The sequence below is a fragment of the Nitrospira sp. Ecomares 2.1 genome (assembly GCF_965152585.1).
Genome location: NZ_OZ224219.1, coordinates 2,282,780 through 2,307,312, shown reverse-complemented (window position 1 = coordinate 2,307,312; position 24,533 = coordinate 2,282,780). Strand labels below are relative to the sequence as shown.

Annotated in this window: 24 protein-coding genes and 1 tRNA gene; 15 read left to right on the top strand and 10 right to left on the bottom strand. The window is 48.8% G+C overall.

Features of this window, described 5'->3' with window-relative positions:
- The first annotated feature begins 57 nt into the window (after nt 1-57).
- The 5 genes from hypE to ACWHYD_RS10010 are packed head-to-tail and all read left to right on the top strand — an operon-like array spanning nt 58 to nt 3,321.
- Nucleotides 58-1,098, top strand: coding sequence for a hydrogenase expression/formation protein HypE (gene hypE, locus ACWHYD_RS10030; protein ID WP_447965755.1), 1,041 nt, complete (start codon nt 58-60; stop codon nt 1,096-1,098).
- Between the two features lie 12 nt (nt 1,099-1,110).
- Nucleotides 1,111-1,677 (top strand): hypothetical protein, encoded by a 567-nt coding sequence (locus ACWHYD_RS10025; RefSeq protein WP_447965754.1) that lies wholly within the window; start codon nt 1,111-1,113, stop codon nt 1,675-1,677.
- Entirely contained in the window at nt 1,665-1,994 is a 330-nt protein-coding gene (locus tag ACWHYD_RS10020) for a hydrogenase maturation nickel metallochaperone HypA/HybF (protein ID WP_447965753.1), read from the top strand. The genes ACWHYD_RS10025 and ACWHYD_RS10020 overlap by 13 nt, the downstream gene beginning before the upstream one ends.
- Nucleotides 1,994-2,839, top strand: a complete 846-nt coding sequence (gene hypB / locus ACWHYD_RS10015; protein WP_447965752.1) for a hydrogenase nickel incorporation protein HypB — start codon at nt 1,994-1,996, stop codon at nt 2,837-2,839. The genes ACWHYD_RS10020 and hypB overlap by 1 nt, the downstream gene beginning before the upstream one ends.
- Before the next feature lie 47 nt (nt 2,840-2,886).
- Entirely contained in the window at nt 2,887-3,321 is a 435-nt protein-coding gene (locus ACWHYD_RS10010; RefSeq protein WP_447965751.1) for a hypothetical protein, read from the top strand.
- Between the two features lie 279 nt (nt 3,322-3,600).
- Here ACWHYD_RS10010 and acs read toward each other — a convergent pair whose 3' ends face one another.
- From acs to ACWHYD_RS09995, 3 genes are all read right to left on the bottom strand, one after another.
- A complete protein-coding gene (acs, locus tag ACWHYD_RS10005; protein WP_447965750.1) occupies nt 3,601-5,487 on the bottom strand; it encodes an acetate--CoA ligase in 1,887 nt (628 codons plus the stop codon).
- Between the two features lie 259 nt (nt 5,488-5,746).
- Nucleotides 5,747-6,436 carry an inorganic pyrophosphatase gene (locus tag ACWHYD_RS10000; protein WP_447965749.1) on the bottom strand — a complete coding sequence of 230 codons (690 nt, stop codon included), beginning with the start codon at nt 6,434-6,436 and terminating at the stop codon, nt 5,747-5,749.
- A gap of 172 nt (nt 6,437-6,608) precedes the next feature.
- Complete coding sequence (locus ACWHYD_RS09995; RefSeq protein WP_447965748.1) at nt 6,609-8,165, bottom strand: DUF4301 family protein; 1,557 nt, start codon at nt 8,163-8,165, stop codon at nt 6,609-6,611.
- Nucleotides 8,166-8,341: 176 nt separating this feature from the next.
- On the opposite strand from ACWHYD_RS09995, the gene ACWHYD_RS09990 reads away from it, so the two are divergent.
- A complete protein-coding gene (locus tag ACWHYD_RS09990) occupies nt 8,342-8,779 on the top strand; it encodes a DUF3015 family protein (RefSeq protein WP_447965747.1) in 438 nt (145 codons plus the stop codon).
- A gap of 100 nt (nt 8,780-8,879) precedes the next feature.
- Here the strand turns inward: ACWHYD_RS09990 and ACWHYD_RS09985 are convergent, their stop codons facing one another.
- On the bottom strand, nt 8,880-9,050 hold the full coding sequence (locus ACWHYD_RS09985; protein ID WP_447965746.1) for a hypothetical protein: 171 nt from the start codon (nt 9,048-9,050) through the stop codon (nt 8,880-8,882).
- Between the two features lie 184 nt (nt 9,051-9,234).
- Between ACWHYD_RS09985 and ACWHYD_RS09980 the strand changes: the two genes are divergently transcribed.
- Genes ACWHYD_RS09980 through ACWHYD_RS09965 form a run of 4 tightly spaced genes read left to right on the top strand, consistent with a single transcriptional unit; the run spans nt 9,235 to nt 13,149 of the window.
- Entirely contained in the window at nt 9,235-9,807 is a 573-nt protein-coding gene (locus tag ACWHYD_RS09980) for a hypothetical protein (protein WP_447965745.1), read from the top strand.
- A gap of 57 nt (nt 9,808-9,864) precedes the next feature.
- Nucleotides 9,865-10,488: a penicillin-binding protein activator LpoB gene (locus tag ACWHYD_RS09975; RefSeq protein ID WP_447965744.1), complete on the top strand. Its 624-nt coding sequence runs from the start codon at nt 9,865-9,867 to the stop codon at nt 10,486-10,488.
- A 14-nt stretch (nt 10,489-10,502) separates the two neighbouring features.
- Entirely contained in the window at nt 10,503-12,050 is a 1,548-nt protein-coding gene (locus ACWHYD_RS09970) for a COG3014 family protein (protein WP_447965743.1), read from the top strand.
- Nucleotides 12,051-12,063: 13 nt separating this feature from the next.
- Entirely contained in the window at nt 12,064-13,149 is a 1,086-nt protein-coding gene (locus ACWHYD_RS09965) for an LPP20 family lipoprotein (RefSeq protein ID WP_447965742.1), read from the top strand.
- Nucleotides 13,150-13,224: 75 nt separating this feature from the next.
- Here ACWHYD_RS09965 and ACWHYD_RS09960 read toward each other — a convergent pair whose 3' ends face one another.
- The 3 genes from ACWHYD_RS09960 to ACWHYD_RS09950 all read right to left on the bottom strand — a co-directional run bounded on the left by ACWHYD_RS09960 (nt 13,225) and on the right by ACWHYD_RS09950 (nt 16,121).
- Complete coding sequence (locus ACWHYD_RS09960) at nt 13,225-13,743, bottom strand: hypothetical protein (RefSeq protein WP_447965741.1); 519 nt, start codon at nt 13,741-13,743, stop codon at nt 13,225-13,227.
- Nucleotides 13,744-13,776: 33 nt separating this feature from the next.
- Nucleotides 13,777-14,880, bottom strand: coding sequence for a HEAT repeat domain-containing protein (locus ACWHYD_RS09955; RefSeq protein ID WP_447965740.1), 1,104 nt, complete (start codon nt 14,878-14,880; stop codon nt 13,777-13,779).
- A gap of 134 nt (nt 14,881-15,014) precedes the next feature.
- Nucleotides 15,015-16,121, bottom strand: coding sequence for a HEAT repeat domain-containing protein (locus ACWHYD_RS09950; protein ID WP_447965739.1), 1,107 nt, complete (start codon nt 16,119-16,121; stop codon nt 15,015-15,017).
- Nucleotides 16,122-16,473: 352 nt separating this feature from the next.
- Between ACWHYD_RS09950 and proC the strand changes: the two genes are divergently transcribed.
- The 3 genes from proC (at nt 16,474) to ACWHYD_RS09935 (ending at nt 18,610) form a co-directional block, all read left to right on the top strand.
- Complete coding sequence (gene proC, locus ACWHYD_RS09945) at nt 16,474-17,286, top strand: pyrroline-5-carboxylate reductase (RefSeq protein ID WP_447965738.1); 813 nt, start codon at nt 16,474-16,476, stop codon at nt 17,284-17,286.
- Between the two features lie 64 nt (nt 17,287-17,350).
- Nucleotides 17,351-17,536 carry a hypothetical protein gene (locus ACWHYD_RS09940; RefSeq protein ID WP_447965737.1) on the top strand — a complete coding sequence of 62 codons (186 nt, stop codon included), beginning with the start codon at nt 17,351-17,353 and terminating at the stop codon, nt 17,534-17,536.
- Nucleotides 17,537-17,875: 339 nt separating this feature from the next.
- Entirely contained in the window at nt 17,876-18,610 is a 735-nt protein-coding gene (locus ACWHYD_RS09935; protein ID WP_447965736.1) for a transglycosylase SLT domain-containing protein, read from the top strand.
- Nucleotides 18,611-18,847: 237 nt separating this feature from the next.
- Here the strand turns inward: ACWHYD_RS09935 and ACWHYD_RS09930 are convergent, their stop codons facing one another.
- The 3 genes from ACWHYD_RS09930 to ACWHYD_RS09920 form a co-directional block, all read right to left on the bottom strand.
- Nucleotides 18,848-19,606, bottom strand: a complete 759-nt coding sequence (locus tag ACWHYD_RS09930) for a hypothetical protein (RefSeq protein ID WP_447965735.1) — start codon at nt 19,604-19,606, stop codon at nt 18,848-18,850.
- A gap of 308 nt (nt 19,607-19,914) precedes the next feature.
- Nucleotides 19,915-19,990 (bottom strand) — tRNA-Phe (locus ACWHYD_RS09925).
- A gap of 179 nt (nt 19,991-20,169) precedes the next feature.
- Nucleotides 20,170-20,559 carry a hypothetical protein gene (locus tag ACWHYD_RS09920; RefSeq protein ID WP_447965734.1) on the bottom strand — a complete coding sequence of 130 codons (390 nt, stop codon included), beginning with the start codon at nt 20,557-20,559 and terminating at the stop codon, nt 20,170-20,172.
- Nucleotides 20,560-21,213: 654 nt separating this feature from the next.
- Between ACWHYD_RS09920 and ACWHYD_RS09915 the strand changes: the two genes are divergently transcribed.
- Nucleotides 21,214-22,470: a glutamate-5-semialdehyde dehydrogenase gene (locus tag ACWHYD_RS09915; RefSeq protein WP_447965854.1), complete on the top strand. Its 1,257-nt coding sequence runs from the start codon at nt 21,214-21,216 to the stop codon at nt 22,468-22,470.
- A 110-nt stretch (nt 22,471-22,580) separates the two neighbouring features.
- On the top strand, nt 22,581-24,383 hold the full coding sequence (locus tag ACWHYD_RS09910; protein ID WP_447965733.1) for a hypothetical protein: 1,803 nt from the start codon (nt 22,581-22,583) through the stop codon (nt 24,381-24,383).
- The last annotated feature ends 150 nt before the right edge of the window (nt 24,384-24,533 follow it).

Here is a 24,533-nt window from a genome sequence, read left to right as displayed (position 1 = left end):
ATGGTGAATCTTTAATCGCTTACTTCTCCTCAACCTGCTTTCGTCAAGACCAAGCCCATGCTGAACCGAACCACTAACGATGAACGGATTACCATGGCTCATGGGAGTGGAGGAAAAGCCATGCGGGCACTTATCGAGGACCTGCTGGTTCCAACCTTTAATAATTCTCTTCTCGATACCTTAGAAGATCAGGCCACCATTCCGTTGAGAGAATTACTCCAACATGGTGATCGGCTGGCATTTACGACGGATAGCTATGTCGTGGATCCGTTATTTTTCCCGGGGGGCAACATTGGCGAATTGGCCGTGAACGGGACGGTCAATGACCTGGCGGTCAGTGGAGCACGCCCGCTATTTTTGTCATGCGGGCTGGTGATTGAAGAGGGTTTTCCTTTGGACACACTTACTCTCATTGTCGAAGCCATGAAGCATGCGGCTGATCGCGCCGGCGTGGCCATCGTGACGGGAGATACCAAAGTCGTCGAAAAAGGTTCGGCAGACAAGCTCTTCATTAATACCGCAGGAATCGGCGTCATTCGAGAAGGTGTGTCCATTGCCGCGACCAATGCTCAACCGGGAGACGCCGTTATCACCAATGGATTTATCGGTGACCACGGGGTGGCCATTCTTCTTGCCAGAAACGAATTGGCCCTGGAAGCCGGTGTTCAAAGCGACACTCAGCCGGTCCACGATCTGATTTCCCATATGCTGGATGTCTGTTCCCAGATCCATTGTTTGCGGGATGCCACGCGCGGCGGATTGGCCACGGTCCTGAATGAATACGCCTCCGCCTCGAACGTGTCCATTCAGATCAACGAGCCCCAGGTGCCTATTCGAGAATCCGTTCGAGGAGCCTGTGAAATTCTCGGCCTTGATCCCCTGTACCTGGCCAATGAGGGAAAAATTGTGGCAGTGGTCCCTTATGAAAACGCTCACGAACTTATTAAGGCCATGCGGGACCATCCCCTAGGCAAACACAGCGCCATCATCGGGAGGGTCAACGCCTCACCGGCGGGAATCGTGATACTTGCCACTACCTTCGGAGGTACACGAATTGTGGATACGCTGGTGGGGGATCAATTGCCGCGAATCTGCTAGAGAAGAATAGTCATGAAATTATTGACTCCTGAAATACTGGAAATCCTTGAAGACGGGCAACTCCAACGGTTGACCTATGCGGGGCTTCTTGCGTTTCATCAGGACAATGCGGTGTGGGGAGCTAACGTCGGGTATCGCGCGATGCAGGCGGCGGGTTGGGCTCTGTCTCATGAGCAATTATGGGATCGAAGGGGTTTATTCGTTGTCAGCGCCCATCCGGGTCCTGGTGTCCGTGATGCCATCGAGTTTGTGACACGGTGTGTGAGTCGAAAGCGGTTTCAATTACTCGATCCTCACCAACCTGCTGTATGTAATCAGCACATGCAATTTCGTTGGTGGGTCACCCATTACGATCGAACGGTTGACGTGGAACTCAAAAAGGGATTTGTCCCTGCACAATTTTTCGACCTCCTGGAGCAGGTGGGATCGGACCGGGAAACGCCTTCAGACTCTCTCAATCTCGAAAAACTGAAAGCCGATCTCACGGAGCGGCTGTGGGATGAACCCTTAACGGCTCTTTTTGACCTGACCGCCAGTGGAAAATCCGCTGTTCTGGACCGGTTCGCATGCACGAATTAGGGATCACTCGAAATATTGTGTCCATTGTCACAGAAAAGGCTGGTGGAGAACCGGTGAGGCGAGTGACGATCGCCATCGGTAAACTCAGTGCGGTATTGCCCGAAGCCATCCGGTTTTGTTTCGACATTGTCAGTCAAGGAACCGTGGTGGAAGGCGCTGACTTGGAGATCCTTGAAATTCCGGGAACAGCTGAATGCCGAACCTGTGGAACGCATTTTGAACTCGAGGAACTTTACGGCCGATGTCCGTGTGGTTCTGTCGACATCACGCGGCTCACGGGAGAGGAACTGCTTGTGAAACACATGGTGACAGCCTGATGTGTACGACATGCGGGTGCTCCGATTCAGCCAATCCGAGAGTGACGAACTTGCAAACCGAGCCTACCGATAAAACCGCCCATTCGCATTCCTATCACTCACATTCCCATGGTGACCATGACCACCATCACGAGCATGGGCTTGATACTCACCATGACCATCAACAGGGACACGAAACCACTGTTCACCTGGAACAAGCCATTTTAGAGAAAAATGATCGGCTGGCTGAACGGAATCGTGGATGGTTCCTCGATAGAAATATTGTGGCCCTCAACCTCGTCAGTTCGCCGGGTTCAGGAAAAACAACACTTCTTGAACGCACGATTCATGATTTGAAGCATGCCATACCCATTTCGGTGATCGAGGGGGATCAGGAAACCCTATTTGATGCGGAGCGCATACGAAAGGCGGGGTGTCCGGTCGTACAAATTAATACCGGTGCCGGATGTCATCTAGAGGCCGACATGCTGGCACGAGGACTGGAAACGTTGCAGCCTCCATCCAATTCACTGGTACTAATTGAAAATGTCGGCAATCTGGTCTGTCCTGCTCTATTTGATTTAGGGGAACAGGCTAAAGTCGTCGTGCTTTCGGTCACAGAAGGGGAAGACAAACCGTTAAAGTATCCGCACATGTTTCAGCATGCGAGCGTCATGATCCTCAATAAAATCGATCTTCTGCCTCACCTCACCTTTGATGTCAAAACATGCCTGGAATTTGCTCATAAGGTGAATCCCAAACTTCAGGTGTTTCAGCTTTCAGCCATTACTGGCGAGGGACTTCAACACTGGTATGACTGGGTGACTTCACAGATCAAAAATTCAAAAAAACAAGTCATTCGCTGATGTTTATTTTATTGAGGCATGGATTCCTTCTTGGAAGGAGACTTGCCATGGAAGCCGACCACGCGGCGGCTGTCGCCACACTCGCGACCAAAACCCAATGTGTGGCCCACACCCTTAAGCAGGGACTAACATGGGGGCTGGGTCACACTATCACGTTACTGTTGTGTGGCTCGATGGTGTTCCTTTCGGAATCTGCGGTTCCGGAGCGATTGGCTAACTGGCTGGAATTGGTCGTTGGCGCCATGCTGGTAGGACTGGGAGGCGATGTATTACGGAAAATCATACAAGAGCGTATACATGTTCATGAACACCATCAACAGCCTCCGCACCTTCATGCCCAATCCCACCGGGGAAAAATCAATCACCGAAAGACGGACCATCAACATTCACATTCAACCGCATTTCCCTACTGCACGTTGTTTGTAGGATTGATGCACGGAATGGCGGGGTCCGCCGCACTCATATTTCTGTCACTCCTTTAAACGGTTTCTCCGCTACCAGGAATTATCTACATTTCTATATTCGGTCTTGGATCAAGGTTGGAATGGCCACATTCTCGATGGGCATCGCCATCCCTCTCCGATATTCATCCCGCTCAATACCGTGGCTGCCAAGGTTCTCTTGCTGACCTTAGTTTTAATTTCGTTTTTCAGTTTCCGATCGCTTCCATACAGGGAAGCGGTGGTCAATCCGCTGATTAGAAATCAGCGGGATCAGGAAAAAAGAGCTTCTCGAAAAATGAAGAATGAAATAATTTGGCTTCACTCCTCCAATGTAGAAATATCTCCGGGATCCTGACCGAGTTCCTTGGCCTTTAAGACGCGGCGCATGATTTTGCCGGAGCGGGTTTTGGGAAGCGAGGGGACCACTTCAATTTCCCGGGGGACGGCGATCTTGCCCAATTCCTGTAAGACATGGTCCTGCAAACTTTTAATAAGATCGGGCGTTTCTTCCTGCCCTTGCTTCAAGATGACAAAGGCTTTGATCTGTTCCCCGGCGGTCTGATGCGGTTTGCCTATAACGGCGGCTTCCACAACCGCTTCATGACTGACTAAAGCGCTCTCGACTTCTGCCGTCCCGATGCGGTTTCCAGCGACTTTTACCACATCATCAGCTCGACCCATAAACCATAAGTAGCCGTCCTCATCTTTATGACACACATCGCCTGCGGTATAGACGCCGGGGATGGTATTCCAATACAAAAGATAACGATCCGGTTCTTTGTAAATGGTCCGCATCATTGACGGCCAGGGTTTTTTGATGACGCCAAATCCTCCACCATGCTCTACGGTGTTGCCTTTGCGGTCCATGACATCGGCTTCGATGCCTAAAAACGGACGGGTGGCTGAGCCGGGTTTGAGTGGCACGCAGGGGAGGGGTGTGACCATGATCATGCCGGTCTCTGTTTGCCACCAGGTATCCATGATGGGTTTGGTGCCACCCGTCACGCGATGGAACCATTCCCAGGCTTCCGGATTAATGGGTTCGCCCACTGATCCTAAAATTTTCAGGGAAGAGAGATCGTATTTTTTTGGCCAGTCCTCGCCAAATTTCATCAGCAGCCGGATAGCCGTCGGCGTGGTATAGAAGATCGATACCCCATAGCGTTCAATGAGATCCCACCAGCGCCCGGGATTGGGATAGTCGGGTTTACCTTCTGCCGTTAAAATCGTGGCGCCGTTTAAGAGCGGACCATAGACGATGTAGCTGTGGCCGGTAACCCACCCCGGATCGGCTACGCAAAAATAGACATCTTCATCTTTGAGGTCAAAGACATATTTCGTGGTGATATAAGTACCCACCATATAGCCGCCATGGACATGGACCACGCCTTTAGGTTTTCCCGTGGTTCCTGAGGTATAGAGGATGTACAAGGGCGTTTCGGAGTCTAACGCCTCAGCCTCACATTTTGGTGATTGATCTTTGAGCCAATCCTCCCAATCCAATTCTTTGGGAGCCTGAAGAGGGGAGGCTGATTGTTCTCGTTGGACGACAATGACTTTTTCCACTGAGGGACATTTAGCGACCGCTTCATCAACGACCGGCTTAAGGGGTATTTTTCTACTACGGTCATATCCCACATCTGCGGTGATGACCACTCGCGCCTCGCACGCTTCTATGCGTGCGGCCAACGCCGTGGCGCTAAAGCCGGAATAGACCACCGAATGAATGACCCCGATGCGGGCACAGGCCAGCATGGCGACGATTTGCTCGGGGATTTTCGGGAGATAAATCATGACCCTGTCGCCCTTGTTGAGGCCCAAGCTTTTGAGACCATTGGCGCACTTGTTGACCTGCCGATATAACTCGCCATAGGTCAGGATTCGTTCCTGACCTTCCTCTCCGACCCAAATGACGGCCACTTTGTTTTTTCGCCAGGTTTGGACATGGCGATCGAGACAGTTGTAGGCAATATTGCAGGTGCCTCCCACAAACCATTTAGCCCAGGGATAATTCCACTCCAACACTTTATTCCAGGGGGAAAACCAGTGAAGTTCTTTGGCAATGCCGTCCCAGAACTTTTCCGGGTTCACGACAGACTGCATGTACGCGGTTTCATAATCCTGAATATGAGCGTTGGCTGTGATGTCGGGGGAGGGAGGAATGACGCGGGTTGATCGTTGCAGGGTTTCAATATTTTCACTCATTAGGTCTGTTCCTCCTTAGTTACGCATTTTAGAACACCACCAAGAACGTGTCTTCTCAGCGAATTGGCTGACAAGTCCATTATGCTGCCCTTGGCTCGTTGCTTCAAGAGGGTAGGAATGAAAGTCCGTGATAAAGAGATGGAAAGTGAATAAGGATCGGAGGCGATGAATATGAGAACCGTCGCTGACCGAAAGCTGGTTGCCATTTTTTGAAAAACGAGATGGGGGAAATTCAATGGGTTGAGAGGGACTGGTTATCTCAATTAAGAGCGTGGCGGGGTTTTGCGAGCTGGGCCTGTATGTGTCCATATTTGGCGGCGTAATCCTGTTGACTCCGACGAATCACCTCATGGGCCTCCTCTCGACCATAGACATGCGTGATTTCGCAATTCTTTTTTTGCGAGCCGGGAGCATCTTTGTAGGTCAGGAAGTAATGCATGAGGCGTTCGACAAAGTGGACCGGACAGGCTTTGATATCTGTCCATTGTTCATGGAGGGCATCGCCTTTGAGGACCGCCACAATTTTATCATCGGCTTCATCCCCATCGATCATACGCAAGCCACCTATGGGAATAGCCTGCAGCAACACGTCTCCATGGATAATGCTTTTCTCCGTCAGGACACAAATGTCTAATGGATCTAGATCGCCGACGAGGCCAGGCCGATTGGTACAACCGGCGCTGAATTCCGCGACTGATTGACCGCAATAGGTTTGAGGAATTAATCCGTACAACGTAGGGCACACATTGGAATAGCGCTGAGGCCGATCTACGCGCAAATGGCCTGATTTTTTATCCAATTCATATTTAACGGTGTCCGTGGGTACAATTTCGACATAAACCGTGACGGTGAATGGTGCCTCTGCTCCTATTTCGACACCGTGCCACGGATGAGATTTACAGGGAAATCCAAAATTTTGCCAAATGGAGAAAAATTCCTGTTCATTCATAAAAATTTTCCAGGTGTGGGATGAGTCAGCCCGGTCAGAGCGTCATGACCTCCATTAGCTTTCGGTCTGAGACTTCTTCATCTTAACCGGCCACGCATGCGGTAGATGTACGGTTACATATCGGAAAGGAACAAAGAGAAACGAAAAGGATGTTCACCCACGCGTGTGGTGGTTACTTCTGATTCGTCTCAGGTTGGTGGGCAGGATGAAGCCAATCAAGAAAGGTTTTGACGGGGTTAAAGTTGGCGCGGGGAATTTCTACGAAAATGGTGATCCAATGCGCCATTCCTCCATTCCACAAGCCTGGCCATTCCAGGGCTTTAAGTGGACGTCCCTGGTAGGATTTCATGCCGATGAACCCTGTTCCGGGATCGACGAACTCCAGAAGGTTAAACGGATTGCCTTGAAAATCACGGACTCCGCAGACCATATCAACCGGATTGAAATGGGTTCCAGAGGCAAATAACTTTTGCTGAGCTTCAGAATCCGGATTGACCTGTGATTGCTCGACGATTTGCCTGGATGGGGCATCCTCAGGGTGGGCGACCCAAAAGGGTCCTCCGCCCGGATCGCCCGTATTGGGTACGACACCACAGATCCGGATGGGACGGTCTAAATACTGTTTTAATAATGTGGCTTGATCGGGAAGTGCCAATTCTCGATACGATTGGGGAAGCGGGAGAAGGAGTTCTTGCAGGATAGAGGCTTCGGCCTGGTGAACACTTTTTGCATCTGTCGGTACTGAGCTGAGTTGTTCGATATGTTGAAACACATGTTGTTGAAGATCAACCAGATAGCCTCCCAAGGCCTTTCTCCATGCCACGATCGGATCTTTCAAATGGTCGGGGACGACATTATCAATATTGGAAATGAATACAATGTCTCCCTGGTAGTCATTCAAATTTTCCAATAGGGCACCATGCCCTCCCGGTCGAAAAACAAGAGTGCCGTCCTCAGCTCGAAATGGCTGATTGCCAGTGTCCAGCGCGATGGTGTCGGTTGACGGTTTTTGAAAGGAAACCGTGCAATCGAGTTTCCACCCCTCTCTGGCCAAGGTCTGTCGGATGGTGTGGAGATGGTCCTCAATGGCCTGTTCATATTGAGGAGAAACGGTCAAATGAATTTTAATTGAATGGATTGGATCAGGCTGATATCTAAGGGCTTCATAAATATGTTCTTCCAGTGCGGTGCGCGGGCCTTCTTCGTATCGATGGAAAGAGAGCAGCGCCTTAGGCAATTCGGCATAGCCAAGTCCCGGCGTTTTCAGTACCGCCTGAAGAATCGTGTTGAGATCGTGTGTGTGCTGATCGGTAGGAGGGGGTTGCCCCTGCCCATGAAAATACTTTTCTAAGTCCGATATAAATGGAAAATCCTGCAAGCGGGTCCATGCCTGGTCGACAGCATGGGGAAGAGTTGATGCCTGGTGGGAAGGGGATTCCGATGAGGCCTCTTCGGACAAAAATTTGAGGAGGTCATTGAACATACGAGTGGCGGCTCCGGACGCAGGAATAAATTTACTGACTCGGTCCGCCTGCCGGGCGGCTTCAAATTGTTGTTGATACTGCGGGAAGTGTTCGGGATCAAGTTGAATAATACCATCGTTCACCCGGCATGGACGGATGATGGTGATCGGTGGGACTCCATGACGCAAACGCTGTAGTTGTGATTCCACTTGAAATGTGGAAATTCCACGACGTATTAATTCGAGATGATCCTCAGGGGTAAACATAGGGTTATGTCTATCTCAATGTGTCTCAAGAATGTTCGGAGAGATCACACCAGACAGGAGTTGTGTTTCAGGATGAAAAATGTCAAAATTTTGATGTTCTCGATCCGACGAATATTCAATTGTAAAGTGTCCTGCCGGCTATGTCATGTTCATGAATTAAGTTAAGGAGAATAATCATGATACCAGGCTTCAAAACGTTTCAAGGTCTTGCGGCATTAGGGGTTTTTCTGTTGGGAATTTCATCCGGTTGTTCCATCAAGGCGACATCCGATACCACTTCGGATGCCACCACCAATGTTTTGTCCTCCACCTCCGGCAAATCCTGGTGGACAGAAGATGGGCTTGTCAAACATGGGGAACATGCCAGAGCCTTTGTGGCGGTTAATTATGACACGCTCCTTCAAGAAATAGCCCAAGGTCACGGGGAGTATGTCCAGGCCTTCGGGACGATATTAGGAGTCCAATCTCAACAACAGGCCCACTTTCAGGAATTAATTCAGAACGAGTATCCCTTGCTGGTTGAGATACCTATTTCACTTGGGGATGATCAGTTGAACAGGTTTATCGCCCATGCCCAGCAAGCAGGAACCCATGCTGCATCCTCAAATCTCTAACCCTGGTACCGTTAACAAACCGGACAAGGTTGTTTTCCTTTCGTGACATTCATCATTAACCAAATAGCAGTAAGGCCATTTGGAGGATGGAGGGGCAGGGTCAAGGCTCTGCCCCTCCTTTTAAGTAGCCCAGGCCAATCTTTACCGCACGCCTGGTGATTTCCGCCCATCTGGCTTCCGGATATTCCGCCAGGACTTTGGCGGCTTTTGCATCCTGAATGTCCAGGTCTTTCACCCGGATAATGCCATCTTCAATTGTTACATCAGCCACAATACATCCTCCTTGGTTTTCTGCATATCTCGAATGATGATGAATGAAATTCGAGGTAAAACAGAGTAAGACGGTAAAAAGTCCAATTTTCTTGACAGGTTGTAGGTCCGATGCTAGCATTTTCTTGACCCGTCTGACAGGAAACTCTGTTAAAAATTTTCTCAAAAAAGGTTAGGTTACCCTAATGATTGAACAAGGCCATGAAATGCGTCGGATTGTTCTCCGCATCGGAGGGTATGCTCTTCTTGCTATTATGCTTGCGGCATGTGGAGGTCCTCCCAATTGGGTCAAGGAAGGATCGGGTGTCATGAATGCCGATGACTCTAAGTCTATTTATGGTGTCGGGGCGGTGGTCGGTGTGAAAAATGAACCACTCGCTTGGGAAACGGCTGAAAATCGCGCACGCGCCGAGTTGGCAAAAACCTTTCGCACCTATACGGCCTATCTCATGCAAGACTATGCCGCTTCAACTTCCGGGGGGAATTTCACCAAATCAACCGAAGAGCAAAACATAGAACGAGCGGTCAAGACTTTTTCAGCCGTAACCTTAAATGGAGTTCGCCCCATTGACCGTTACAAGGACGACGAGACCTCCACTTATTATGTGTTGACCAAGCTGTCTTTTGCGGAAATGAAAGAAGCGTTACAAGAAGCGCAGGAACTGGACGAAGAGGTTCGGGATTTTGTGCGCAAGAACGCTGAAAAGGCTTTTAAAAAATTGGAAGAGGAAGAAGCCAAGCGCCCGGGAGGGCTTTGATCCTGGTTAATTGACGACATTTTGCCTTCTTGGTTTATCAATATCAAAGGAATCACCTTGCTCCCCTTACTCCGATTGATCAAATCTTGCGCGATTGTTGTTCCCTGCCTTTCTCTTCTCTTGTTGGGCGGATGCGGAAAAGAAAAAAAGGTGACCAGGGTGGACCCCGGGCTCGTGACCGATTTTAGTGGTCGGTGGAATGATACCGATTCCAAATTAGTTGCGGAAGCGATGATGAAAGAAATGGTCAGCCAACCCTGGTTGGAAAACTTTTCCAGCCAATATAATCGGGTTCCCACGGTCATCGTCGGGACCATTCTGAACAAAAGCCAGGAACATATCAATGTGGGCACCTTTATCACGGATTTGGAACGGGAGATGACCAATTCTCAAAGGGTGCTATTTGTGGCGAGTAAAAGTGATCGCGAAGAAATTCGCCAGGAACGGCAGGAACAAGCCGTTCATGCCCGGGAAGATACTCAGAAACGTCCAGGCCAGGAACTGGGAGCGGATTTTATGATGAAGGGAACCATTAGTACGATTGTTGATGAATCCGATGGCGTGAAGGGAATCTATTATCAGGTTGATTTAGATTTGATTAATTTGGAAACCAATGTGAAATCCTGGTACGGACAGAAAAAAATCAAAAAAGTCGTCGAACGGAAACGTCTGCTGTTTTAACGCAATGTCCTCCGGTGAGCCATTTTCATCCTTCGTGGTTCTTGTGTAACCCTCATTCAGCCTTTCTTCAACGTTTTAATTTTTTACCCAAATCTCCTTTTTCCTGCCGGCTCCATGAGGCGAACTGCTGGTCGTGGTGGCGCCTTGGTCTGCTCGGTTTTGTTTTTCTCCTCGCGGGATGCAACGGAACATTTTCCCATTATAAGGAAGTCGACCACAGTCTCAAAGCGGGCAACCCTGACCAGGCCGTCACCCTGATTCAAGAAGCCGAAGATGACTATGGACGTAAAAACCGGCTTCTTTATCTGATGGACGAGGGAATGGTCCTGCATTTGGCCGGTCGGTATGAAGAGAGCAACACGGTCTTGGAAGAAGCCTATCTACTGGTTGAGGAACTGTATACAACACGGCTCCGGGATCAGGCTTCGGCGATTCTCATCAATGAGACCCAACTTCCTTTTGAAGGGGAACCCTTTGAACATGTTCTGATCAACGTCATTATGGGATTGAATTATGCGTTGTTACAAAATTGGAATGAGGCATTGGTCGAAGCACGCAGAATCGACCACCGGCTCAATGTTTTGAGTGACCGGGTAGAAGGCGATGCGTACAAGGAGGATCCGTTTGCCCGTTATCTGACCGGGGTGTTGTATGAAATTGCAGGGGATCTGAATAATGCCTATGTGGCGTATCGCAAAGCAGAAACCATTTATGACGAGACTCAGTCCTGGTCCAAGATGCCACTCCCGGATGGTCTGAAGACAGACCTGATGCGGGTAGCCGACATTCTCCATTTGTCAGAAGATCTTGAGGAGTATCGGGCGAAATATCCTGAAATGGTCGATGAGGCCCCCTCACCGTATGATGCCGATATGGCTCAACTGATCGTGGTGAGCTACTATGGTCGAAGTCCCCAAAAAGAGGACCTTTTCATAGACGTGCCCATTAGCCTGGATGCGCTGGCGTTGGTTGCCTTGGCTAAATCGGTCGGAGGACAAAGCACACGATCAAACAGAGAAGGAGAGGCGCTGATCTATGGAATCCACGGGCAAATTGCTCGTGTGGCCCTACCTCGGCTCGTTCCACAACATACGAAGATTGCCTACAGCACCATCCAACTGACAGATGGAACGACGACCTTCGACGCGCGCTCCCAACGCGTGTACGATATTGATGCCGTCGCAGAAAAGAATTTGGATGACGAGTATGCCACTCTGGTTTTGAGGGCTGTGGCTCGAACCGCCATGAAAATGGCAGCGGCGGAAGGAATAGGAATCGGCGCCCGGTCCGCGGTATCCAAAAATTCACAAGATTGGGTTGGGCTCGTCGCGGTTATTCTGGCTCGAATTTTCGTGCTAATGACTGAAGAAGCCGATATCCGCTCATGGCGGACTTTGCCGGGAGAAATTCACTTAACCCGCCTGTGGATTCCAGCGGGATCCTATAACCTCATGGTGAACGCGGTTGATCGGCAGGGACGGGTCATTGGACCGCCGAATACCGACCAACTGGATTTTCGGAGCGGAGAGGTTCGGTTGTTGCTCCGACAGTTTTTGGAATAAAAGGATTTTTGTGATGTGGGTCAAATATTTTCTTCCCTTCATTGGTGCTCTGATATTGTCCGGATGCTGGTTTGGAAATACGCCACCTCCTCCCGAATGGATCCTGACCCCACAGAAGGCCTATCCTGCCGATCGGTATTTAGTCGGAATGGGGGAAGGGTCTACCCGTGACCAGGCGGAAAAACGTGCGTATGCGGCAGTGGCACGAATATTTTCTGCTAACGTCCAAGCCAAGTCCCTGGATCAGGAATCGTATTCCCTGACCGAAACAAATAATCAATCTTCGACGCATCGGACCTTGCGAATTGATCAGGAGACTCAGGTGACGACAACCAAGCTCATTGAAAATGTCAAGGTATTGGATGCCTGGTACAGAAGCCTCGATCAACAGTTTTTCGTCCTAGCGGGCTTGGACCGACACCACACGGAGACCCTCCTGGTCGAACGCCTTAGTGATCTGGATGCCACGATTGAACGTTTGGTCGCGCAAGGTCGATCTCATCCTCAAAAACTTCATCGCATTCAAGGATATAAACAGGCTCTTGTTCTTCTGCAACAACGAAAGGTGATGAACACGGATTTGCGGGTCATTCGGGCCAGTGGAGAGGGTATATCCTCATCCTATACCCGTTCACAAATCCAACGAGAATTTATGGATTTTGTCGCCAAAAATTTGCTCATCTCGGTGGCTATTGAGGGAGAATACCATGATGACCTTGAACGAGCGATATTGGAGGGGCTCAAGCAAGAAGGCTTATTAGGCAGTCCCGCCAGTTCACAGGCCTCTGAGATTGCGGACCTGGCTATTGTTGGGCAGGGAAGATTTTGGACGGTAAATTTGCCGGATCCCTTGTTCAAATATGTGCGCTGGTGTGGCGATATCGATATCTATGAAAACCCTTCGCATCGACTCATCGGTGTGATTTCAGAGACGGGACGGGAAGGGCATGTGACCGAAAAGGAAGCGCGGATTCGTGCCAGCAAAGTCATGCAGGACGTCATCTCCAAGAAAATCGCCCGTCTACTTACTCAATCCATGTTCAGTGCCGAACCGGATTCGTCACAGAGTCAGAGCGTTCCCAACGCCTGTTCTCGCTAACACACAGTCTTCTTGATCTCTTTAAAGAATTTTTTGTTGCGGTAGATGAATTTAGCTGGTCAGGCCGATTAAAGGCTAACAGGACAAGTCTTGCTCCAGGCCTTGGAGGAGTCTTTCCCATTCTTGGGTCTTTCCGATGTGCCTTTGCTGACGATCCCTCAACAATTCATTGGTGAAATCCGCCAAGGCTTTGAGATCATTCTGTGATTGTTTCACCTTTTCAGCAGCATGGGAGAGATATTGACAGACACCCTTGGAGGCCGGTGGCTGACCGCCCGCTCGTTCAAAGAGGGCGAAAGCACGATAGCCCTGTTCTTGGCCTCTAAAGAGGGTTTCTTCCGCCTGATACAGCATGCGAGTCTGTTGGTGTTCTTCCTTTTGAGCGAGAAGTTTTGCCATGAGCGCGGCCTTTCCAATGGAGAGGGCGGCGCCTTCAGGATCACCATTCGCAATAGCATTTTCAGCTTGTTGCTCCAGGCGATCCATCCCCCCAACTTCTCCAGGTACTTGCGCCAGGCCGTTTCCCGCATATGGGATCATGAGTACGATAAGGAGCACCCAAATCTCCGGGGGCTGAGAGAGAACCGGTTTCATGACGTCAGCCGTTAAGCCTCAAGATGAGCGGGGCTACTGGATTTGCGAATCCATTTCGATTTGTTTATAGGTCCAACTCGTGGCCTCCCGCAGTTCGGCCATTTCTTTCGAATTGTCATGAATGACCCAAATTTTGTTTTCCAGCTCAGAAATGGGGGCAACTGCTTTTGCGTTTCGCAGTTTGCCTAAACTCCACACGACTTCTGTCATAACAGGAAAATCAATGTCCGAAGATGTCTTGATGTGTGAAAGATTCTCAACAACATAGGCAAGCATGGGGGGGGTGATGGTGGGATCTCCGGTCAGCGAGGCAATTTCCCCTAACCCTTTGGCTGCGGCCGCTCGAATCGCCGAGTCCGTCTGGGTGTGAAAAATTTCTGTCAGGATGGGAATAGCTTCGCTTCCCGCGCTGGACATGGCCACGATAGCTTCTTCCGCTATTTCAGGATCTTGGATGAGTTCTTTCAGTAAGGGAATGTATTGTTGGGATTCCACCTGAGGCATTAAGGAAAAGATTCTAATCTTTCGTTTATTTGGTGTCTGAGGGTTATTGAGGAGCTTGAAAAGTCGGGTATTATGTCCCCATTCCGCAGCGAGCATAACGGGGAAATCGAATTCTCGAATTTGCTTGGCTAATTCTTGAATGGCATAGGGACCGGGCTGTGGTGCATTCGCGGCCTGGGCGGCTTGGCCGGAATCTTCAAACTTGGTTCGCGCTTCTTTGTACCAACCCAGGTCTCGTCCATCCAACTGATAGGAAAAAAGACAGGCCGGCCCCTTCCAAAGACGGGAGGGGGACCCGATTTGGTCGGCATCGCCGCCGGCCCGAGTGGTTCCTGACCATGTTTTTTGTTCCTCGCATTTGACGTTTACCCTCACATCGTATGGAACATCCCGACTGGTCACGACGGTGTACCCCAATTCTTCCAATCGCTGTCGTACAACATCTTCTATGACGGTCCCATCTACTTTCCCATGCTCTGTCAACGCCAGGACATGAATCAGAATGGTTTGAATGGCGTCGAGTTTCGCTTTTTGGTCTGCGTCGAGATACGTCCGCCTGGCCAAGCCCTCTGAGCCGAAAAGCCCAACGAGCAAAACTATGGTAATGAATCCACATGTTGCCCATGCCCTCATGCCTGACCTCCCACTGTACAATGTGAAGTGTTAACTGCGTATGATCGCAAATTCCCAACCATCATGACCCTCATGGTGTATGACTTGGTTAACAGGAAATCGTCAAAAATTTCTCAGAATTGTCGAGCCTATGATTAATAAGTTTGCAACATCGCAGCATCCTGTAACGCTATGGCTTTATAGGCCCAACTAGTGGCCTCTCGCAATTCAGCCATTTCTTTCGAATTGTCATGAATCAACCACACTTTATCCTGTAGTTCCGAAATCGGCTTGATCGAGGGGCCCCATCGCAATTTTCCAATTGCCCAGACCACTTCGGTGAGCAAGGGGAAATTAATATCTTCTGAGGTTTTTATATGAGGTAACACTTCGGAAACGTAATGCGCCAAGGGGGGAATTGTGCGGGGATCTCCCGACTTGGAAGCAATAATCCCTAAGGCTTTCGCCGCTTCGGCCCGCAGATTCGATTGACGACTGGTTTGGAATAAATCGATGAGTAATGGAATAGATTCGATTCCGGCACCCGAGAGCGCATTGATGGCTTCTTGCTGTAAGTCCGTGGACTCGAGGAGTTTGGTCAGTTGGGGAAGCGCTTCTTCCGCATGAGCGTCACTGAGGACCGAAAGGATTTTTACTTTCCGCAATTTTGGTGTATTGGGATTATCCAGCAGTTTGAGCAGGCGATCAATTTGCCCCCACTCGGCGGAGAGCAGGACAGGGAAGTCAAATTCCATAAGCCTTTGATTGAGATGCTCCATCGCATATTTCCCGGCATCTTCAGCTTGGGCCTCTTGGGCGGCCTGCCTGGCATCGGCAAAGTTCGTGCGGACCTCTTTTTTCCATTGAAAATCGTTCTGTTGGAGAAAATAGGTCAACAGACAGGCTGGCCCCTTCCAGAGCCGATCAGGCGCATCGGCCAGGTCCACGTCCCCGCCGCTGGGAGAGGTGCCGGTCAATGTTTTTTGTTCTTCACATTTTACTTTCACTTCCACATCGTGCGGCTGCGACCTTTCGGTGGTGACTGTATACCCCATTTCTTCAAAACGCTTCTTGACTGTGGCAGTCAAGGGCTGGGCATCATACCTCCCTTTTTCTGTTAGGGCGAGGACCTCGACCAACACAATCTGGGCGGTTTCTAATTTGGTTTTTTGCTCAGTGGTCGGAGAAATCTGCCGGGCGTCGGATTGAGTGCCATCAACCCACAACATTGCGAAAATCAAGAAAACAGGCCAGGCTTTCATACCTTACCTCCTTGGCTTCTAATTTTTGACCATTGTGGATGGCAACGTAGGCGAAATAGGGACGAAACAAATGTTTCTAAACGAATTTTCCAGGATTTTTTAATATACCCCTCACATTAAGCAAGGGGCAACCCAATGTCGTCGTGAAAACTTTTGACCAGGTTGCTTTGGCAAGCTGCTGATCGTCCTGCCACATGCAGAGGCTTTATTGAAAAGTTAGTTGCTCGATATCAATATTCGTCACAAAAAAAGTCCTCAGGGGTTTTGATTGGGAATACGCAGACTGAAGGATTTTATTAATATTTCCTGGGGATAAGTTGAACCCCTATCAGTCTCCGGCTATACTCGGCGCATGTCACAGTCACCAAAGTTGGCATTTTTAGGAGCAGGTAATATGTGTGAGGCATTGGTGACCGGCATTTTGAAAGCCAACCTTGCGTCTCCTGCCAATATTTCGGTGACCGATATTTCCTCAATCCGATTAGAACATTTCCAAAAGACATTTCAAGTCCAGGTGGGATCTCATAACGCTGATGAAGTGAAGTCAGCCGATATCATTGTTCTCTGTGTGAAGCCTCAGGTTATGGATATCGTGCTTTCGGAGATCAAAGATCAGCTTTCTCCGAAGCATTTAGTGATTTCTGTCGCAGCAGGCTATCCGTTGGCTCGCATACAACAGCATATCGGGGAAAATGTTTCTCTAATTCGTGCGATGCCCAATACCCCGGCAGTCATCCAGGAGGGGGTAACGGCTTTAGCCGGGAGTTCAGGTCTACCCTCCCAGCATCTTCTGCTGGCTCAATCCATATTTGAATCGGTGGGCAGAGTGGTCACGGTAGAAGAATCCTTAATGGATGCCGTTACGGGTTTGAGCGGAAGCGGTCCCGCGTATATCTACCTGGTGATTGAAGCACTCACCGATGGTGGAGTGCGGATGGGCCTTCCACGGACCGTTGCCACGGTGCTTGCGGCACAAACGGTTTTAGGGGCAGCCAAGATGGTACTCGAAAGTGGGGAACATCCTGCTTTACTCAAAGATCGGGTGACTTCACCAGGTGGGACGACAATTGCCGGACTCCAACAATTGGAAATCGGGCGGATACGGGCGACCTTAATGAATGCCGTCGAAGCTGCTACGGCTCGTTCCCATGAGTTGGGCCAATAATGAACTCGGTCGCACTGACGTGAGATGCACACATGGCATAAGATTTTATTGAAAGGAGTACACTGTGCAGTATTGGGTCAAAGTCATTTTTGTTGATAATAAAGAATTAGAATTCAAGGACGCGATTCGCCATACCATCAGCGATGACATGGAAATTCTTGAAATTGATACTCCCAAGGAAGTCACCATCATTCCCTTGAAGCAAATTAAGTATTTTTCTTGCGATGCCGGAGTCTTTGCAAAAAAATAAAGTAGAGGCAGTGAATTGGACCAGGGGTCTGTTAATATTCAGATTGAATTATCCGAAAGGATTTAGGAGGTTCTTGTTCGTTATATGGTCAAATTTCCTATTTTCTTATTTATAATGGAAAGACCCTAAACCTAACCCCTTACATAATGCTTGCCAACAGAAAGGTATTTGATTTCGTCTCTTATAAAGGGAAATAAGAAAAACTCTTCTTGCCTAATTCATCTCTTTATGCCACCATCATATTATTCCTGTAATCCGACGTGGATCTTCTTTCATAAAAACCCCAATTGAAATTTGGAATGACAATTCGTTGAAGACGCGGAAGGAATAATCATGATCATGGAAACGATCAAACAGGTTGGTAAACAAATCAGTCTGGTCCTGGTCTTATTGCTCGGGATGTTGATCCTTTGGGAGCTTCCCCACCATGATCGAAATTACCTCTCCCATCAGGAGCGGACCGCCCAATTAGGAACGAAGCTGCCGTCGTATGAGGTAAAGACCTTTTTGCGCCATATTGAGACTAGGCTTCCCTCTTATCGGGAAGAATTTCAGCAGGCTGAAAAAAAATCAGGGATTTCATGGATGTTATTAGCAGCCATGGCCTATCAAGAATCTCAATGGAACCACAAGGCAGTTAGTCCCACAGGGGTGCGAGGAATCATGATGCTTACACGGTCCACTGCCTCGGATCTGGGAATCAAAAATCGGCTTGACCCTTCAAAAAGTATTGCCGGTGGAGCCCGTTATCTATCCTATTTGCAAAAACGGGTTCCTGACAATATTCGAATGCCAGATCGCATGTTTTTTGCCCTTGCCGCCTACAATGTCGGCATGGGACACATTAACGATGCTCGATTGCTTGCTAAGCGCCTAGGTAAAAACTCTGATCAGTGGGAGGACCTTAAAAGCATTCTTCCCCTCCTGGCTCATAAAGAATATTACCAGGATCTGCCACATCGTTATGCCCGTGGATGGGAGCCTGTCAAATATGTGAAGCGTATTCGAGCCTATAGGAACATCCTTCAGCAGGTTATGAAGCGTGAAGGGAAAATGTCTCAAGTGGATATTTAATTCGTGCCTCTGTTGTATTTCAGTTGATCTTCAGCCTCTCTCGGATAACATTTTTCTGGCATTATTCCCTTTATTTTAGTCCTTTCGCATTCCTTGACCTTCCGGATTTCTTCCCTCTTCAAAATATCCAGGTGTGAGATTAATGCGCGTGGGGGTGACCCCAAAAACAGGGACCATCATTTGTGAGATCTTTGGAGGTGAAATGATCTAATATGCGCGGAAAAATAAATCTGATCTCTAGGGCATCTTAGTCCCAAGGGATTCATCTGGCTTAGCGCGTTCGATGGATAGTGCAGTATCATTTGGTAAAATTTTGGCTTTAATCCTATCTCCAAATTTAAAGGATTCTGAAATGGATGTTTGGGGAGTAACCTCGATACGAATTTCTCCACGGTCGCCTCGGACTATATACATGTTTTCATCAATCATTAAAACCTCGGCCACAACCGTACGAAATTTTGGAGGCGTCTTTGGCGCAGGTGTTGATGTGTCATTTTTGGAGGGAATTGATTCTGATTCTGGAGGAATCACGATGGAAGGTGCCGTCGGAATTGAGGGTAAAAGCCCTTCTTCCAACCGAATGCCGGGGGATTCATCTGGAGTCGCACGAACAATGGATAATGCTTTATCCTGTGGGGTAACTCTTGCTTTGATTCGATCCCCAAACTCGAAGGATTCTGATAACTTGGTTTGGGGTGTCACTTCAATTTGAATCTCTCCATAGTCGCTTCTGATGATATAAAAATTTTTATCCACCATTAGGATGTCGGCAATAATGATCCGCACATTCGGTGACACAGTTGTAGGGGGAGTTGTCGGTTCTGGCTTATTAGTGCTTGAAGAGGGAGTAGATGGAGGAGGGGGAGCCGTGGTGCCGGGAACTCTACTTTGTGTCCCAATCGGTTCGCCTGATTGGGCTTTTGTTATGGCAACTGCCTTGTCGTTTGGTAAGAGAATTGCTTTTATGCGATCGCCAAAGGTGAATGACTCCGTCACTTGAGTTTCCGTGGTGACTTCTATTCGAATTTCTCCACGTTCCCCACGAACCACATAAAACGCGCCATCGATCATCAAGAAGTCCGCAACAACAGTCCTGGTTTTGGGGAGAGGGGAAGGTTGAGAAGAGGCTTGGGCCAATTGTTTACCATTACCTTCAGCGGCAAATGGGGCTTGAGGCCCTAGCATTCCCAGGGAGAATAGAAGAATCAACAACGACCCAGAAACATTGAGAGGAGATCTAATTGGAAGGAGGGTTATGAGTTTCATGTGAGTAGGCGAGGGAACAGGGGAAGTTTTTGTTTTCGTGGTGCCGAGGCGCAGAATCGAACTGCGGACACCAGCCTTTTCAGGGCTGTGCTCTACCAACTGAGCTACCTCGGCACATTCATAGAACCTTTAACTTCGACCTGTTTTTATACCATAAAGGATTCTTCCTTTTCCAATCAGTTCCGCAACTTTTTCCTGTTTTGGAGAATTCCTAGGAGCTGCTTTTTTTAGGCCATTCTGACTTTGCTTTCGGGTTATCCGGAGACTTATGTTGGTGAGGTGAAGCAATTTCACTACCAGGTGAACCGGATGAATCCTCCATTGTAATCCGGACTACTGATGGAGGGAGGAAGAAGAAGAGGTTTATCCTGCTTGGGATCCAGACCTTTTGGTAAATTCTCTGAGGGGATAATGGATTCAAAAGCCTTAATGCTATGCATTTCGACTCCTAATTCGATGCCTGGCAGTTTTCCTGGGGATTTCAGGTGAAGCAGAGAGCTATTTTGCGATTGAAATCGGTTATTTTGAAAAGTATTTTGAGAATATGTTTCTCCCAATAACCTTTTCTCCCAACCTTGTGGCTTTCTTACGTCAATAGGCTTTTTTATGGTCGTATTGTCCGTTGGTATCAGATCCCCAGCGGACAACACGTCTTCATTGGCATTCAGAGCTGCCTCAAGCATCGAACTTTCCAATGGGAAGAGAAAAAGACATAAACTGAACGAAATGAATGTGAGTGCCGGGAACGAAAGATGGGCTACTTTTCCTTTTACCATGATGACATCCCTTCCCCTTTCGGAGTCAAAAGATATTTTATCATAGAAATGGGTTGTATGTATTGATCTACCATCTGCCTCCGGGTTTCAAGTCGATGCTCATATCCTGCACCATTCATTGTGCTTTAGCTGTAGGTACGCATTTCAGGAAACCGTTTCTTGTCTACTTATACCGGGACTGGGATAGGCTCGGGACTGATTTCGAAAAATGAGCGTTTTCCGGTTTTCCTGCCTAAAGGAGCGTCAACTCTTGATAGCAAATTCGGCAGAGGCTTCAGAAGTGGTGAGGTAGGTTAACAGTTGAATCTATGAGCTGCTCAAAGCCAACTCTATGATCTATGATTGCATAAATTTTAATGTTGATTCAGGACGAAACATTTGAACATCCACTCCAAACCTCACTTCCTTGACGGTTTTTGGAACTGCCAGGTATTCTCAACCCTGTTCCGCTCATAATATTGTCACCTCGTTTATCCGCCACAGGCTTCTACCATGGAAAAACATAAGACTATGCCAACAGATGAATCTCAAAATGATATTGAAGTTTCAGCGGAAGAAGAAATCTCCCCAGAGGAATACCTGAAACCCTTACTTCAACGAGCCAAACAGGCTGCCCGCCCATTGAGTGGGTTGATTGCCATGAAAAAGAATGCAGCGTTAATGGCCATGGCTGATGCCTTAGAGACTGGAGAGGAAGCCATTCTTGAGGCCAACCAAAAAGATCTTTCAGCATTCGAAGAAAATTCCTCACAAACTGCCATGGCGGATCGGCTTCGCCTAACACAATCCAGGATTGCCGATATGGCATTACACATTCGCGAGATTGCGCAATTGCGGGATCCGGTTGGCGAATCGATGGGGCTCTGGCAACGACCCAATGGAATGAGAGTCGGTCGAGTGCGTGTGCCGATTGGGGTGATCGGGATTATCTATGAATCTCGTCCCAATGTGACCGCTGATGCGGCTGCTCTCTGTCTCAAATCCGGCAATGTCTGCGTCCTACGTGGGGGGTCCGAGGCACACCATTCCAATTTGGCTCTTGCGACCATTCTGGGGGAGGCGGCCCAAAAGGCAGGAATTCCAGAAGGAGCGATTACCTTTATCGACAAGACTGACCGTGAGGTTGTTCTTGCTCTACTCAAAAGCCACCGGTTTGTTGATCTCATCATTCCTCGCGGTGGGAATACGCTAATGGACACGGTCACTCAGCATGCCACCATCCCGGTGATTAAGCACGACAAAGGGGTTTGCCATATTTATGTAGATTCGGATGTGGATCTGGCCATGGCCCAACGAGTCAGTTTTAATGCGAAAGTTCAACGTTCCTCCACCTGTAACAGCATGGAAACACTTTTGGTTCATGAGAAAGTGGCTAAGAAAATCTTGCCACCGTTGGCCGATGAGTATATTGAGGCAGGGGTCGAAATACGTGGATGTCCGAAAACCTGTCAGATCCTTTCTCAGGCCAAGCCCGCCCAGGATGACGATTTCGGGAAAGAGTTTTTATCCTTAATTGTGGCGATCAAAGTGGTGAAGGACATAGAGAGCGCCATGGATCACATACATCAATACGGTTCCCGCCATACGGACTCTATTCTGACTAATGACTATGATCGGGCTTTACGATTTTTGCGAGAGGTGGATTCCAGTACCGTGATGATCAATGCCTCGACGCGCTTGAACGATGGCTATGAGTTTGGGTTAGGGGCCGAAATTGGGATTAGCACAACCCGTATCCATGCTCGTGGGCCCATGGGGTTAGAGGATTTAACCTGTTCCAAATACGTTGTTTACGGTTCCGGTCAAATCCGGGAGTAAGAGCCCGATCGGTTCGATGCCGTGGTCCCAACAATTTCTCTCACAATGATCCCGTTTTGGATCTTTGTCCTCAGAGACGATCTGCCTTTTGACATTTCTCATTCCTCATCATGAACCTTCAAAGCATATTGGATCATCCACAAGCCCTACGCTTTTCTGCCAATCAGATCTATAGACAGGAATGGAAGTCGGCTGGTGGACAGATCATAGAGCAAACCACTGGTCATTGTGTGTTCTATGGCAAGCATGGGCAACGGATTCTTCTGGTAGATCCAGATGGAAATCCCCTCCATGAATGTTTGTGGGAACAAAAGCCATCGGGTGGGTTCTCCCTGGCATCTGCCCGTCTACGATTGGATTGGGGACAATGGGTCGGGATTAAACCGGAAGGATTGGTCAATACCATTTCCCTGGATTTATCTCGGAGGCAAGGTTGGGAACGGATCACGCAGGACGACCTGCGTCAGATGGCAGCCCGATCCTTGAATTCCGACCTGGCGATGGTCCGTTTTTTTTATCGTGATGAGGATGTCGTCCTTCATGGTGACGGGCAAGCCACGATTCGCCAGGTTAAAGACGCCTTTTATGTCTTGCCAAATGGATCGTTTGAAGAAGCAAAGTTCATGTCATGTATGAGCCGGATGGAATGGAGTCGAATAGATTACCTGCCAGTGGTGGAATTGTTTTTATCCCTGTTGCCGGGAACCGGTAGTGCGACCTTCGAATTCATCCGAGGTCTCTACGACGATCAAAACATCAACGGGGCACTTCCCTTGCACTACAGCGGTATTCCGGTATATCCCTCCGAAGCAGCGTTCAGACTCTTCAGCCTCTTTTTTACCCCTTCCGTTTCTTCCCGCCAATCCCCGCTGGAAGTGTTTTTGGATGTTGAACGGTCGCATGAAGTCCACTGGCTTCCAGCGTCTGCCTTCCCAGTTCGGTATATGGATGAGGAACAGCATCTTTGCGTCACGGTCCGAAACCAGATGGTTCAAAAAGTCACATGGTGGGATGATCCCTCTGGCCTATCGTTTAACCGAATACCCGAATCAGGTCTTCCGGTTTCCGACAATCGGGGAGTGGAAGTCACGACCGAGGGTTTATGGTTGATTGACGGCCGCGAACGAAAGAAATTGACCATTAGACCATCCTGGCAGCTATCCAAGCTTAACCATTCGGTTTCTTGTCAACCGCTCGAGGGCACCTGGCGGGACGCCTTCCCCATGAGGATGCCGCTACTTACTCCCGTGGAAGCCTTCTCCTCTGTCCTCCTCTATCCACAGAAGTCTGAAATGATTGGCGAACAAGAAAGCCAACCTTTTGTTTTTGATTTTCTAGATGATTTTCTTGAAGAACACCAAGACCTCTTTCGCGCCAGATCTAACGCCACAGAGGTCTTGCTTTCACTTTGCGAAGCAGGATTGGGTTCGTGTCTTCAATACCAGGAATTTCAAATTCATACGGTTTGGTACAAGTGGCCACATTTTGCGCAAAAACATGCCCAATCTATTTGGAATAGGCTTTCCAGGATGGATCGGTTGGCGTGGTTCCCAAATTTTCAATTTTTACCCTTTGAGCGGCACATGTTGGAAACATTGCCGACCAGATATGATTGGATTTTTCTCTGGATTCCCTTTTCAGATTATTCCAATCACACGATGATCGACTCTTGGGTGAAGTTTTTAAAGACTTCTCTTTCTGAGGGTAGTGTCGGGTGCGTGGCCGGTCCCCCTGTTCTAGAAGGGTACCTCCGGAGCCAAGGGCTTCAGATTCTCCATTCCGCCGCAGGATCTACTTTGCCTCCCTTCCGGATTCACCAAACGATTCTTCCCCATGGATGGTTGAATCCTGAACTGACAGCCTGGATTATTCACAATCCTGCTCCGAATTTGTTTCAAGGATCCCTACCATAATATTTTAAATGTTGGTTGCTCCTCTGGATGAACATGCCTTTTCCGATCTTGACAGCGGAACCTTTCGCGAATAGTATGGGGAAACCTTTAAAACCCATCCGGTGAGGTGGGTAAGGAGAAAAAGAGATGCCGGCCACTAATTGGCCATTT

Bases quoted from the DNA above. Each gene is read 5' to 3' on its own strand.
- ACWHYD_RS09960 (WP_447965741.1), bottom strand. From the start codon at position 13,743: ATGAAACCGGTTCTCTCTCAGCCCCCGGAGATTTGGGTGCTCCTTATC.
- ACWHYD_RS09935 (WP_447965736.1), top strand. From the start codon at position 17,876: ATGGAAACGATCAAACAGGTTGGTAAACAAATCAGTCTGGTCCTGGTC.
- ACWHYD_RS09965 (WP_447965742.1), top strand. From the start codon at position 12,064: ATGTGGGTCAAATATTTTCTTCCCTTCATTGGTGCTCTGATATTGTCC.
- proC (WP_447965738.1), top strand. From the start codon at position 16,474: ATGTCACAGTCACCAAAGTTGGCATTTTTAGGAGCAGGTAATATGTGT.
- ACWHYD_RS10000 (WP_447965749.1), bottom strand. From the start codon at position 6,436: ATGAATGAACAGGAATTTTTCTCCATTTGGCAAAATTTTGGATTTCCC.
- hypB (WP_447965752.1), top strand. From the start codon at position 1,994: ATGTGTACGACATGCGGGTGCTCCGATTCAGCCAATCCGAGAGTGACG.
- ACWHYD_RS10020 (WP_447965753.1), top strand. From the start codon at position 1,665: ATGCACGAATTAGGGATCACTCGAAATATTGTGTCCATTGTCACAGAA.
- ACWHYD_RS09955 (WP_447965740.1), bottom strand. From the start codon at position 14,880: ATGAGGGCATGGGCAACATGTGGATTCATTACCATAGTTTTGCTCGTT.
- ACWHYD_RS10025 (WP_447965754.1), top strand. From the start codon at position 1,111: ATGAAATTATTGACTCCTGAAATACTGGAAATCCTTGAAGACGGGCAA.
- ACWHYD_RS09920 (WP_447965734.1), bottom strand. From the start codon at position 20,559: ATGCTTGAGGCAGCTCTGAATGCCAATGAAGACGTGTTGTCCGCTGGG.
- ACWHYD_RS09950 (WP_447965739.1), bottom strand. From the start codon at position 16,121: ATGAAAGCCTGGCCTGTTTTCTTGATTTTCGCAATGTTGTGGGTTGAT.
- ACWHYD_RS10010 (WP_447965751.1), top strand. From the start codon at position 2,887: ATGGAAGCCGACCACGCGGCGGCTGTCGCCACACTCGCGACCAAAACC.
- hypE (WP_447965755.1), top strand. From the start codon at position 58: ATGCTGAACCGAACCACTAACGATGAACGGATTACCATGGCTCATGGG.
- ACWHYD_RS09910 (WP_447965733.1), top strand. From the start codon at position 22,581: ATGAACCTTCAAAGCATATTGGATCATCCACAAGCCCTACGCTTTTCT.
- ACWHYD_RS09980 (WP_447965745.1), top strand. From the start codon at position 9,235: ATGATTGAACAAGGCCATGAAATGCGTCGGATTGTTCTCCGCATCGGA.
- acs (WP_447965750.1), bottom strand. From the start codon at position 5,487: ATGAGTGAAAATATTGAAACCCTGCAACGATCAACCCGCGTCATTCCT.
- ACWHYD_RS09995 (WP_447965748.1), bottom strand. From the start codon at position 8,165: ATGTTTACCCCTGAGGATCATCTCGAATTAATACGTCGTGGAATTTCC.
- ACWHYD_RS09990 (WP_447965747.1), top strand. From the start codon at position 8,342: ATGATACCAGGCTTCAAAACGTTTCAAGGTCTTGCGGCATTAGGGGTT.